The organism is Rhodococcus sp. ACPA1 (assembly GCF_002300195.1).
Lineage (GTDB): Bacteria > Actinomycetota > Actinomycetes > Mycobacteriales > Mycobacteriaceae > Rhodococcus_F > Rhodococcus_F opacus.
On the sequence record NZ_NSDX01000004.1, the window covers coordinates 1,152,536 to 1,165,026 of the forward strand.

Consider the following 12,491-nt stretch of genomic DNA (forward strand, 5'->3'; position numbering starts at 1 on the left):
CAGGGAATCTTTGGCAACGTTTTCTCCCCCGTTCTTTCTAATCTTTCTTATCGGGACCGCCGGGCGTTCTGGTGTTCCGAGAGTGTGAAGGATGAGTGAGATCATGGCGATCGGTACCGTTGCTGCGTTCTGGGCGGTGTCTTTTCTGTTCGTGCTGACGCCGGGGGCGGATTGGGCGTACGCGATCGCGGCGGGGCTGCGGCATCGCACCGTGGTGCCCGCGGTGGGTGGACTGTTGACGGGCCATGTGGCGATGACTGTGGTGGTGGCCGCCGGCGTCGCGTCGTTGGTGGCCCGCTCGCCGTTGGTACTGACCGCGTTGACGGCGGTCGGGGCGGCGTACCTGGTGTGGCTCGGGATCGCGATGCTCGCAAACCCCGTGGCGCTGCCGCAGGCAGGGGCGGAACAGGCGTCGGAATCGTGGGTTCGGCAGGCGGTCAAAGGACTGGGAATCAGTGGACTGAACCCGAAGGTGTTTCTGCTGTTTCTGGCGCTGCTGCCGCAGTTCACCAACGCGGGCGCGCGGTGGCCGCTCGCGCTGCAGATTGTGCTGTTGGGTTTGGTGCACACGGCCAGCTGCGCGGTCGTCTACACGGGGGTGGGGACTGGGGCGCGGGTGGTGCTGCGGGCACGGCCAGCCGCGGCGCGGGTGGTGACCTGGGTGTCGGGGGCGGCGATGATCGTGATCGGTGTAGTGCTGCTGTTCGAGCGCGTGGCCGGATAGCCTCGGCGACAGCGGTATGTTCACAGGCCTCGCCGGCCTGCCGGCGCCGGCCAGGCCCGAGGGAACGGAGCCTGCAGCGTTTCCGGCATGACCGGGCTGTATTCGGCGGCCGCGTGAAGTCGGTTGTCCCGAACCACGACGGCGCCGCTGCGGATCATGGTGTCGATCAGTTCGGCGGCCAGGGTTTCGGGTGTCCTGCGCAGCAGCCCGGCCGCGTCGACGAGCCACGCGCGCGCGAGCAGGTAGGACTCGACCTCGCCGGCGGAGATGCCGCCGCGAATCATCAACGCGAAGGCGAATATTCGCCGGGCGCCGTACCATATTGCCCCGTCCGGGTCGTCGACGAGACGCCGGCCGCGACGCAGTGCGGCAGCGAATGCGGCGGTGGGTTCGGCGGGAATCGGGCCGTGGGCGGGCAACAGGACCCGCGGCTCGAGGTCGGCCAGTCGTTGCAGCGAGGCGAGAGCGGTAGTCGCGGCGTCAGGCCCGTCGAGGGCGAGGTTGACCCAGCCGACGTCGTAGTCGGACAGCGCATCTCCGACCACCAGTAGTCGCTCCTCGGGTTGCCACAACGCCACGTGGCCGGGAGTGTGGCCCGGCGTGTGGAGGACTTCCCAGTCGGCGTCACCGAGCCGGAGTAGTTGCCCGTCGTCGAGCGGCTCGTCGACGGTATAGGGGGCAACCGGCTGGTCGAGGTACTCCGCTGCACAGCAGCCCGGGTCACGTCGGGCGATGGCGTCGGCGTCCGGGGCGCCGGCCGCGATGCCGGCGCCCCCGCCTGCAGTAGACCGTTGCCGCCGACGTGGTCGTGCCAGTGCGTGTTCACGACCCGGGTGAGGTTGCCGCTGTGCGCGCGCACCCATTCGGCTGTCCGCTGCGCGTGCCCGACGAAGCCGCTGTCGACGAGCGCCGGTTCCCGCCCGTCGATCAGCAGCAGGTTGGCATCGGGAAACGGCCGCTGCCGCCAGATCACCCAGTCCGGCAACCGTTCATCCGCGCCGCTGTCCACCCCGCTCACCACTCCGCGGGGCGGCCCTTGAGCTGTTCCCAGTACCGGCGGTGGGCGCGCCGGGACGGCTCGCTCGTCATGCCTGCGGCCAGCTCGTTCCGGTCCAGTGGGTCGGAGAGGTCCGCGATGTCGCGCAGGGCTGCGGCCTGCAGGGCCCGCTTGGTGTAGGCGTAGTTCTCGATGCAGTCCTCGGGGGTCGACTCGGCGATGGCGACGGCCCGATCGAGTAGTTCCTCCGCCGGCACCAGTTCGTGCACGATGCCCATGGAGTACGCCTCGTCCGAGGTGAAGATCTCGCCCTGCAAGCAGGTGCGCGACGCCACGGGTTCTCCCCAGGCGTAGGCCAGCATCCGCAGATACACCGCGGGCATCGGGATTCCGATCGGCACCTCGTTGATCCCGAATCGGGCGCCGTCGGGGACGGCGACGCGGCGATCACACACGGCGGCGGTGATCAGGCCCCCGGCGAACGCGTGCCCGTTCACCGCGGCCACCGTCGGCCGCGGATAGGTGAACAGCCGCATGTTCGTCGCCCGGTAGTCCCGGAACCAGGACGCGACCGCCTCGGTGTCCCCGGCGAAGAGCGGAAAGTGTTCTCCGAGATCGAGTCCGGCCGAGAATCGGGTACCAGTCCCGGTCAGCACCACCGGGGACTGCGGGTGGTCGCGTTCGAGTCGGTCGAACGCGTCGTGCAGGTCGGCGAAGAAGGCGCGGTTCTGCGCGTTGACCGGGTTGGTGTTCATCGTCACCACGGCGACGCGACCACGCCGTTCGATTGTCCAGCTCATGCAAATTCCTCCGTACAGATTGTCGTGAATGTGGTTCGAGTATGGGCGTGTTCGGGCCTACAGCCCGAGGATCTGAAGGGCTTGTTCCCGCATCTCCACCTTGCGGACCTTGCCGCTGACGGTCATGGGGAACTGGTCGACGCAGTGCACGTAGCGCGGGATCTTGAAATGCGCGATTCTGCCCTTACAGAACTCCCGCAGGCTCGACGCGTCGATCTTCTCGGCTCCCTCGCGCAGCCGCAGCCAGACCATCAGCTCTTCCCCGTACTTGGTGTCGGGTACCCCGATCACCTGCGCGTCCAGGATGTCGGGATGGGTGTAGAGGAACTCCTCGATCTCCCGCGGGTAGATGTTCTCCCCGCCGCGGATCACCATGTCCTTGATGCGCCCGGTGATGGCGACGAACCCGTCCTCGTCCATGACCGCGAGGTCGCCGCTGTGGATCCAGCCGTCGGCGTCGATGGCCTTGGTGGTCCTCTCGGGTTCGTTCCAGTAGCCGAGCATCACCGAGTAGCCCCGGATACACAATTCACCGGATCGTCCCCGTGGCACGGTCTCGCCGGTTGCGGGATCGACGACCTTGACCTCCACGTGGGGGTGGGCGCGGCCGACGGTGGACACCCGGCGGTCCAGGGAGTCGTCCACCCAGGTCTGCGTGGAGGCAGGGGATGTCTCGGTCATTCCGTAGGCGATTGCCACCTCCGGTACCCACTGGGTGACCTGCTTCATGATCTCCACCGGGCACGGTGAGCCCGCCATCGCGCCGGTGCGGACCGACGACAGGTCGTAGGACGCGAAATTCGGGACATCGAGCATGCTGATGAACATCGTCGGAACCCCGTACACCGAGGTGCACTGCTCGTGCGCACAGGCTGTCAGCGTGGCGACCGGGTCGAACGACGGTGACGGAATGACGACACACGCGCCGTGCGTGCTGGCCCCGAGGTTGCCCATGACCATGCCGAAGCAGTGGTAGAACGGCACCTGGACGCAGATCCGGTCCTGCTCGGTGTAGCCGAGCAACTCGCCGACGAAGAACCCGTTGTTGAGGATGTTGCGGTGCGAGAGAGTGACGCCCTTCGGGAAACCGGTGGTCCCCGACGTGTACTGGATGTTGATCGGGTCGTGCGGTGACAGGCCCGCCTGCACTGCGGTGAGCCGTTCCGATGAGGCCTGATCTCCGCGGATCAGCAATGAATCCCACTCGTCGCTGCCGAAAATTATCACCCGATCGAGCCCCGGACACCGGGGCGAAACCTCCGTGACCATCGCCTCGTAGTCGGAGGTCTTGAACGACGGGACCGCGAACACCAGCCGGATCCCAGACTGGGTGAGGACGTACTCGAGTTCGTGGGAGCGGTATGCGGGATTGAGGGTCACCAGGATGGCACCCACCTTCGCCGCGGCGAACTGCACCAGCACCCATTCAGGACAGTTCGGGGCCCAGATCGCAACCCTGTCCCCGGGGACGATCCCCTCTTCGAGCAGGGCAGAAGCCAGCGCATCGACGTCGGCGCGGAGGCCGGCGTACGTCCACCGCCGGCCCGTGGGAACGTCGACCACAGCCTCGCGCTCGGGAAATCTCGCGGCGGTCCGGTCGAAGTTGTCGCCGATCGTCATCTCCAGCAGCGCCCGCTCGGTCGGACCGACGCTATGACTCAGCCTGGTGTTCATGTGTGTTCCTCCGTTCTGGGAGGAATGTGACCTGTGAAACGAACGGAGCGGGACCCCCGAAGGTAGGTCGGGGAATGTCGTACCCACCTTCGGGGGTACGACGTTGCCACGGTGTGACGACACTCACTAGCCTCGGCATCAGATGTTTAGTTGGAGGCCGACGTGACCATGTCATTCGAAACCGATACGCCGATCGAACGGCGCATCCTCGCGCGCTCGCTGGAAACTCTCCGCAAGCACGCCGGTATGGACATGGTGTTCGGTGGGCCGGTGCATCACGGGGCAGCGGCGATGGAGATCACCGACCTGACCGGGGTCCGCACTCGCTCGGCGGTGAACCTGATCGTTCGCAACGGCGAGGGACTCGGCGGCAAGGCACTGATGCTCGCGCGACCGGTGTCGGTGGCCGACTATTTCGCGGCGCAAGGCATCACCCACGTCTACGACCACGCCGTGCGACCGGAGGCGATCGAGACCCTGGCCGCGCTTCCGATCATCGTCGACCGTGTACCCCGGATCCTCGTCTACCTGGCGGCCCGAACCCACGTGCGCTTGGGCGACCGCTGGTTCGACAGCTTCACACCGCTGGTCCGTCGGCTGGAGCGCGACATCGCGGTCGAGGACGAGGTACGGCGGCGGCTGAGCTTGATGCGAAACAACACCGATTCCGACCGGATGGTGCTCAGCCGAGCCGACCTGCACGATATCGCCCAGGAACTGACGGACCTGGCCGGCCAGATCGAGGACGTCACCCTGCGCGCCCAGGTCGAGGCCGTCGGGAACCGGTTCGCACCCGTCCCGACGCCGGCCGGATCCCAGGGTCCACCGACCTTGCTCCGGCCCCGCGAGATCGACGTGCTCGAACACGTGGCGCGGGGTCTGAGCAACCGCGAGGTCGCCGAGGCCCTCGGCTTGCTGCCCAACACGGTGAAGTCCTACCTCAAGAGCGCCATGCGCAAACTGCACGCGACCAACCGTGTGCAGGCGATCCTCGCAGCCCGCGAGCGCGGTTTCCTCCGCTGACCCTGCCGCGATGCGGGCATGGCACGGCGCGGACCGTACCCCCGAAAGTAGCTGTCCCGGTAGGTAACCCACTTAGGAGGGTGTTGCGCTGGGTGTAACGGCGCTCACACTGCTCGTCGTACTCAGTCCTCCGCCAGCGGGCGGACGGGCCCACCGAGCAGGAGATCTCAGATGTCCCGAACCGTCGATCCGGTGAAAAACCCACCGACCACCCCGATGCGTCGCGTCGCCATAGCAAGCTGCACCGGCACCACCATCGAGTTCTACGACTTCTTCATCTACGGCACCGCGGCGGCACTGGTCTTCCCGAAGGTCTTCTTCCCCGCCCTCGGTACGGCCGCCGGCACCGTCGCCTCCTTCGCCACGTTCGCCGTCGCGTTCGTCGCCCGCCCCCTCGGCGCCGCGATCTTCGGCCATTTCGGTGATCGGATCGGCCGCAAGAAGACCCTGGTCAGCACACTGCTGCTGATGGGGATCAGCACCGTGCTCATCGGACTCCTGCCCGGCGCCGGCACGATCGGCGTGGCCGCACCACTTGCCCTGATCGCGCTTCGGATCGCGCAGGGCCTCGCCGTCGGCGGTGAATGGGCCGGGGCAACCCTGCTGGCCACCGAATACGCCCCCACCGGCAAACGGGGCCTGTACGCGGTGTTCCCGCAACTGGGGCCCTCGCTGGCCTTCGCGTTGTCCAACGGCACCTTCCTTGCGGTCAACCTCTTCGTCGGCGAGACCTCGCAGGCGTTCCTCGACTACGGCTGGCGGATTCCCTTCATCGCCAGCGCCCTCCTCGTACTGATCGGCCTCTATGTCCGGCTGAAGGTGGAGGAGACCCCGATGTTCGCCCGGCAGGCCACCCGGGCCCGCCGCGCCGGTGCGGGGCCGCTCCTCGGAGTCTTCAAGAGCCAGCCCCGTGAGTTGCTCGTCGCCGCCGGATCCTTGGCGATGATGTTCGCGTTCTTCTACATCGGCACCGCGTACCTCACGTCGTACGGCACCGCCACCCTTGGTCTCAGCCGCACCACAGTGCTCTCCCTCGGCCTGATCGCCGCCGCCGTCTTCTGTGCCGCGATCATCCTGTCCGCCATCTACTCCGACCGAATCGGCCGCCGCAAGATGGTGCTCGCCTCCTGCCTCGTGGCGATCCCCGGCGGGCTGGTGCTGTTCCCCCTCCTCGACACCGGCTCCCCGCTCGCGTTCCTCGCCGGCCTGGCCCTCGCCCTGGTCATCATGGGCGTCTCCTACGGGCCTGCCGGGGCACTGCTGCCGGAGATGTTCCACACCGAATACCGCTACACCGGCGCGGGCATGGCCTACGCCATCGCCGGAGTCATCGGCGGCGGTACCGCACCCATGCTCGCCGCGGAACTGACCTCCCGATACGGCAGCACCGCGGTCGGGTGGATGCTCGCCGGCTTCGGCCTCCTCAGCTTCGCCTGCGCGCTCGCCCTGCCCGAAACTCGGCACCGCGACATGGAAGGGATCGGAACCGGGGACGTCAGCCGGGCGTCCCGTCCGGTTGCCGAAACCGCTTGAGAAGAAGGCACTTCGAGAGTCAATATGATGACCGACACGATCGATTCCTGGATGCAACACCCGACCCGGCGATGGCTCGACATGCCGTTCCTGGACTCCCTGCGACGCTGGTCGAAGGGAACCATCCCCGATGCCGAACCGCCGGTGTCGTGGACGCTCGACCGCATGGATGAAGCCGGCGTCGACCTGGGCCTGCTCGGCGCCTGGCACGGCCCCACGGGACCGCTGATCAGCAACGACGAGGTCGGGGACATCGTCAAACGGCACCCGGACCGCTTCGTCATGGTCGCCTCGGTCAACCTCCACCAGCCGATGGAAGCCGTCCGGGAACTGCGCCGGTCTGTCGAGGAATTCGGCGCCTGCGCACTGCGGATCCTGCCGTGGCTGTGGGACCTGCCGCCGGACGACCGCCGGTACTACCCGCTGTACGCGGCGTGCTGCGACCTCGACATCGCCTTCTGCACCCAGATCGGCCACACCGGCCCGCTGTGCCCCTCCGAACCCGGGCGTCCGATTCCGTATCTCGATCGCGTGGCACTCGAATTCCCCGAACTACGGATCATCGCCGGTCACATCGGCGTGCCGTGGACAGGTGAAGCGATTTCGCTGGCCACGAAGTACCCGAACGTCTACATCGATACCTCCGCGTACAAGACGTCCCGTTATCCGGCGGAGATCGTCGACTACCTTCGCGGGCACGGCCGGCACAAGGTGCTGTTCGGTTCCAACCACCCCGCCTGGCCGGCACCCGACTGCCTCACGGGGTTGGGCACACTCGAACTCGACGAGCCGACCCGCACAGCATTCCTGCGCGACAACGCAATCCGTGCGTTCAAACTCCCTTCCTGACCGACAACGCAACAGCTAGGAAGCACATGTTCACCAACACCTTCACCGGGACCTTCGGGATCGAGCACCCCATCGTGTGCGGCGGCATGACCGCCGTCGGCACCGCGGATCTGATCAGCGCCGTGGCCAACGCCGGGGCACTCGGATTCCTCACCGCCCTCACCCAGCCCACCCCCGAGGCATTGGTCAAGGAGATCGCCCGCTGCCGCGACCTCACCGACAAGCCGTTCGGGGTCAATCTGACGATCCTGCCGACCATCCAGCCGGTGCCCTACGACGAATACCGCGACGCCATCGTCGACAGCGGCATCCGGATTGTCGAAACCGCAGGCGGCAACCCTGGGCCGCACCTCCCCACCTTCAGGGCGGCCGGTGTGAAGGTGATCCACAAGGCGGTCTCGGTGAGGCACGCCCTCAAAGCGCAGCAACTCGGGGTCGACGCCGTCAGCATCGACGGCTTCGAGTGCGCCGGGCACCCCGGCGAGGACGACGTCCCCGGGCTCGTGCTGATCCCCGCCGCGGCCCGGGCACTGTCGATCCCGATCATCGCCAGCGGCGGAATCGCCACCGGCGCCGGACTCGTCGCCGCCCTCGCGCTCGGCGCATCCGCGGTCAACATGGGCACCCGTTTCATGGCAACCACTGAGGCGCCCATCCACCACAACGTCAAACAACAGATCGTCGACAACACCGAACGCGACACCGTCATCGTCTTCCGCGAGTTCCACAACTCCGCCCGCGTTGCCCGCAACTCGGTCTCCGAAGAAATCGCGACCCTCTCCCGCGAACCGGGTGCGACCTTCGACCATATCGCCCATTTGGCCAGCGGCGCCCGCGGCCGCGAGCAGGTGTACGGCAACGGTGACGTCGAAGGCGGCATGTGGTGGGCCGGTCAGGCCCAGGGCCTGATCCACGACATCGGCAGCTGCGAGGAGGTGGTCGGGTCGATCCTCACCGAGGCTCGGCAGATCATCACCCGTACACTGCCCGATCAGATCACCCGCTGACTCGGTGCCGCCGGCAGCAACCGTCGATTCTCTACTTGGGTCCCATGCGGATGGCGCCGTCGAGGCGGATGGTTTCGCCGTTGAGCATGGCGTTGTCGATGATGTGCGCGGCGAGGGCGGCGTATTCGGTGGCCTTGCCGAGCCGGGAGGGGTGCGGCACCTGCTGTCCGAGGGACTTCTGCGCCTCCTCGGGGAGCCCGGCCATCATGGGCGTTTCGAAGATTCCGGGTGCGATGGTGACGACGCGGATGAGGTGGCGGGCCAGTTCGCGGGCGATCGGCAGTGTCATCGCGGCGACGCCGCCCTTGGATGCCGCGTAGGCGGGCTGGCCGATCTGGCCGTCGAACGCGGCGACGGAGGCGGTGTCGATGATGACGCCGCGTTCCCCGTCGACGGGTTCGGTCTGGGCGATCTTCTCCGCGGCGAGGCGCAGGACGTTGAAGGTGCCGACGAGGTTGATGCGGACGACACGTTCGAAGTCCGCGAGGGGAAGGGCGCCGGCCTTGCCGAGAACCTTGCCGGGCGTGGCAATTCCGGCGCAGTTGACCACCACGCGGAGGTCGCCGAGTGACGCGGCGAAGTCGATCGCGGACGTGACGTCACCGGCGGAGGTGACGTCGGCGGCCGTGAAGTAGGCGCCCTTCCCGATCTCCTTGGCAGCCACTTCCCCGTCGGACGACGGGAGGTCCAGCAGCACGACCTGCGCGCCGCGCTCGTGCAGGGCCCGGGCGGTGGCGTTACCGAGTCCGGATGCTCCGCCGGTGACGACAGCGACGGCTCCATCGATCTTCACAAAGTTCTCCTCGAATATGGTTGCGGCAGTGGTGGGTAAACGGGGTTGTCAGGGGACGCGCAGGATCAGGGCGTCGCCCTGTCCGCCGCCGCCGCAGAGGGCGACGGCGCCGGTGCCGCCGCCGCGGCGCTGCAACTCGAGCGCGAGGTGCAGGGTGATCCGGGCGCCGGACATGCCGATCGGATGACCGAGGGCGATCGCACCACCGTTGACGTTGACCCGGTCAGGGTCGACGCCGAGTTCGCGGGTGGAGGCGATCCCGACCGCCGCGAACGCCTCGTTGATCTCGATCAGATCCAGCTCGGCCGGCGCGATACCCGCCGCATCACAGGCTTTCACGATGGCACCGGACGGCTGGAACTGCAGACCCGAATCCGGTCCGGCGACCATGCCGTGCTCGCCGATCTCCGCCAGCCAGGTCAGCCCCTCGGCCTCGGCGCGTTCCCTGCTCATCACCACGACGGCGGCGGCGCCGTCGTTGATCGTCGACGCGTTCCCCGCGGTGACGGTGCCGCCGTCGCGGAACGCGCCGCGCAACCGCGCCAGCGTGTCGGCGGTGGTGTCGGGGCGGATGCCTTCGTCGCGGCGCAGCCAGGTGCTCTCGCCTCTGCGGGCGGGGATCTCGACCGGGACGACCTCGTCGTCGAAGATTCCGTTGTCCCAGGCCTTGGCGGCCAGCTGGTGCGAGCGGGCCGCGAACGCGTCCTGGTCCTCGCGGGCGATGACGTCCCTGTCGTTGCCGGCCTCGGTGAGCAGCCCCATCGGCTGATCGGTGAACGCGTCGTGCAGCCCGTCGAGGGCCATGTGGTCGACGAGGGTGACGTCGCCGTACTTGAAACCGCCGCGTGAACCGGGCAGCAGGTGCGGTGCCTGGCTCATCGACTCCATGCCGCCGGCGACGATCACGTCGAATGCGCCGGACCGGATGAACTGGTCGGCGAGGATGATCGACTCGACCCCCGACAGGCAGACCTTGTTGATGTTCAGCGACGGGGTGCTCATCGGGATGCCGGCCTTCGCGGCGGCCTGACGGGCGGGCATCTGCCCGGCGCCGGCGGTGAGGACCTGCCCCATGATGACGTACTGCACCTGGTCCGGGGCCACACCGGCCTTGCCGAGCGCCGCGTCGATGGCGATGGCACCGAGGTCGGCGCCGGAGAACCCGGCGAGCGAACCCTGCAGACGGCCGATCGGGGTGCGGGCGCCGGCGACGATCACAGAGGTGGGCATGTGAGGAGAAGCCTTTCTGGGGGGTGGGTGCGTCAGTTCGCGGCGAGGGTGCGGCTGATGACCAGGCGCTGAATCTGGTTGGTGCCCTCGAAGATCTGCGTGATCTTCGCTTCCCGCATATACCGCTCGACGCGGAAGTCGCGGGTGTAGCCGTAGCCGCCGAGCACCTGGACGGCGTCGGTGGTGACCTTCATCGCGGCGTCGGTGGCGACGAGCTTGGCGACGGACGCGTTGCGGGAGTACGGCAGGCCGGCGTCGCGGCGGCGGGCCGCGTCGATGTAGGTGGCGCGCGCGGAGTCGACGGCGGCGGCCATGTCGGCGAGCAGGAAGCCGAGCCCTTGGTGGTCGATGATCTTCTTGCCGAACGCGGTCCGCTCCTGGGCGTAGGCGACGGCCTCGTCGAGGGCGGCCTGTGCGAGACCGACGGCGACCGCGGCGATGCCCAGGCGGCCGGAATCGAGTGCGCTGAACGCGATCTGCAGACCCTGACCCTCCGCTCCGATCCGGCGTTCGGCGGGGACGAAGGCGTCGTCGTAATGCGCGGACGTGGTCGGCACGGCGTGCAGGCCCATCTTCTCCTCGGGCTTGCCGAACGTCAGGCCCTCGGTGTCCCTCGGGACCAGGAAGCAGGAGATCCCCTTCGATCCCTCACCGGTGCGAGCGAAGAGATTGTAGAAATCGGCGATGCCGCCGTGGGTGATCCACGCCTTCGCGCCGTTGACGACGTACCCGCCGTCGGTCGCTGTGGCCTTGCAGGTCAGTGCGGCGGCGTCGGATCCGGCCTGCGGCTCGGACAGGCTGTAGGCGCCGATGGTGCTGCCGCCGAGCATCTCCGGGAGCCACTGCTGCTTCTGCTCGTCCGTGCCGAACGCCATCAGCGGGTGGCAGGCAAGGCTGTGGACGCTGACCGCGACCGCGACAGATGCCCAGCGGGCGGCGATCTCCTCGAGCACCTGCAGGTACACCTCGTAGGGCTGTGCGCCGCCGCCCCACTCCTCCGGGTACGGCAGGCTCAGCAGTCCGGCCTCGCCGAGGGTGGCGAACACGCCTTCGGGGTAGGTCTCCGCCTTCTCGTGCTCGTCGACGATCGGCGTCAGGACCTTGTCGGCGACGTCACGCGTGAGCTGGATCAGGTCACGGGCTTCGTCAGTAGGCAGCAAGCGATCGACGGCCACGGTTTCTCCTCGGGAAGGCTACGGAAAACAGTACTGGATTACGCCCCAGGGTACTGATTGCAAAATAGTACTGCAAGGCATCGCCCAGTACTATTTCTGTCATGGAGCAGCCCACCCGACCCGGTTTCGCCACCCGACGGCGCACCCAGCTCTTCGACGCCCTCGTCGACCTGATCCTGGTCGAGGGGTTCGCCCACCTGACGCTCGACGAGATCGCGAACCGGCTGCGCTGTTCGAAGTCGACGCTGTACACCCTCGCCGGCAGCAAAGAGCAGCTCGTCCGGGCCGCTACCGTGCACTTCTTCCGCCGCGCGACCGACGACGTCGAGTCGTACATCGAGCCGATCACCGGGCCGCGCGAGCGGATCACCGCCTACCTGTCGGCCGTGGGCACCGCCCTCTCGGCCGCATCCGACCAGTTCATGGCCGACCTCGACGCCTTCCCGCCGGCACGGGAGGTGTACGAACGGAACACCCAATTCGCGGCCGGTCGAGTTCAGGAGTTGATCACCGAAGGCGTCGCCGGCGGGGACTTCCGCGACGTGCACGCCGCCTTCGCCGCCGACCTCGCCGCCACCATGATGGTCCGCATCCAGCAGCGCGGGGTCCGCGACAGCACCGGACTCGACGACGCGCACGCCTACGCGGAACTCGCCGCCATCCTCACGGGCGGCATCAGCGCCTGA

General features: G+C 67.8%; 12 protein-coding genes. 6 read left to right on the forward strand and 6 right to left on the reverse strand.

Annotated elements, in window-relative coordinates; genetic code table 11:
* Positions 1-103 precede the first annotated feature (103 nt).
* A complete protein-coding gene (locus CJ177_RS23305; RefSeq protein ID WP_095868829.1) occupies positions 104-724 on the forward strand; it encodes a LysE family translocator in 621 nt (206 codons plus the stop codon).
* A 20-nt stretch (positions 725-744) separates the two neighbouring features.
* Here CJ177_RS23305 and CJ177_RS23310 read toward each other — a convergent pair whose 3' ends face one another.
* The 3 genes from CJ177_RS23310 to CJ177_RS23320 form a co-directional block, all read right to left on the reverse strand.
* Positions 745-1,587, reverse strand: coding sequence for an MBL fold metallo-hydrolase (locus CJ177_RS23310; protein WP_218835125.1), 843 nt, complete (start codon positions 1,585-1,587; stop codon positions 745-747).
* A gap of 151 nt (positions 1,588-1,738) precedes the next feature.
* Entirely contained in the window at positions 1,739-2,521 is a 783-nt protein-coding gene (locus CJ177_RS23315) for an enoyl-CoA hydratase/isomerase family protein (RefSeq protein WP_061041994.1), read from the reverse strand.
* Positions 2,522-2,578: 57 nt separating this feature from the next.
* The gene (locus CJ177_RS23320; protein WP_095868690.1) at positions 2,579-4,195 is read right to left on the reverse strand and encodes an AMP-binding protein; all 1,617 of its coding nucleotides are present in this window, start codon (positions 4,193-4,195) and stop codon (positions 2,579-2,581) included.
* A 168-nt stretch (positions 4,196-4,363) separates the two neighbouring features.
* Here CJ177_RS23320 and CJ177_RS23325 point away from each other — a divergent pair, with 168 nt between their 5' ends.
* The 4 genes from CJ177_RS23325 to CJ177_RS23340 all read left to right on the forward strand — a co-directional run bounded on the left by CJ177_RS23325 (position 4,364) and on the right by CJ177_RS23340 (position 8,607).
* A complete protein-coding gene (locus tag CJ177_RS23325; protein ID WP_095868830.1) occupies positions 4,364-5,218 on the forward strand; it encodes a LuxR C-terminal-related transcriptional regulator in 855 nt (284 codons plus the stop codon).
* Positions 5,219-5,389: 171 nt separating this feature from the next.
* The gene (locus CJ177_RS23330) at positions 5,390-6,751 is read left to right on the forward strand and encodes an MFS transporter (protein ID WP_095868691.1); all 1,362 of its coding nucleotides are present in this window, start codon (positions 5,390-5,392) and stop codon (positions 6,749-6,751) included.
* A 51-nt stretch (positions 6,752-6,802) separates the two neighbouring features.
* The gene (locus CJ177_RS23335) at positions 6,803-7,600 is read left to right on the forward strand and encodes an amidohydrolase family protein (protein ID WP_257014645.1); all 798 of its coding nucleotides are present in this window, start codon (positions 6,803-6,805) and stop codon (positions 7,598-7,600) included.
* Between the two features lie 26 nt (positions 7,601-7,626).
* Positions 7,627-8,607 (forward strand): nitronate monooxygenase family protein, encoded by a 981-nt coding sequence (locus tag CJ177_RS23340; RefSeq protein ID WP_061041997.1) that lies wholly within the window; start codon positions 7,627-7,629, stop codon positions 8,605-8,607.
* A 31-nt stretch (positions 8,608-8,638) separates the two neighbouring features.
* Here the strand turns inward: CJ177_RS23340 and CJ177_RS23345 are convergent, their stop codons facing one another.
* From CJ177_RS23345 to CJ177_RS23355, 3 genes are read right to left on the reverse strand one after another with little or no spacing between them, the layout of a single operon-like run.
* The gene (locus tag CJ177_RS23345; protein ID WP_005249833.1) at positions 8,639-9,400 is read right to left on the reverse strand and encodes an SDR family NAD(P)-dependent oxidoreductase; all 762 of its coding nucleotides are present in this window, start codon (positions 9,398-9,400) and stop codon (positions 8,639-8,641) included.
* 48 nt (positions 9,401-9,448) lie between these two features.
* Positions 9,449-10,630 carry an acetyl-CoA C-acetyltransferase gene (locus CJ177_RS23350; protein WP_095868692.1) on the reverse strand — a complete coding sequence of 394 codons (1,182 nt, stop codon included), beginning with the start codon at positions 10,628-10,630 and terminating at the stop codon, positions 9,449-9,451.
* Positions 10,631-10,662: 32 nt separating this feature from the next.
* A complete protein-coding gene (locus CJ177_RS23355) occupies positions 10,663-11,805 on the reverse strand; it encodes an acyl-CoA dehydrogenase family protein (protein WP_095868693.1) in 1,143 nt (380 codons plus the stop codon).
* A gap of 101 nt (positions 11,806-11,906) precedes the next feature.
* On the opposite strand from CJ177_RS23355, the gene CJ177_RS23360 reads away from it, so the two are divergent.
* Positions 11,907-12,491 carry a TetR/AcrR family transcriptional regulator gene (locus CJ177_RS23360; protein WP_061041999.1) on the forward strand — a complete coding sequence of 195 codons (585 nt, stop codon included), beginning with the start codon at positions 11,907-11,909 and terminating at the stop codon, positions 12,489-12,491.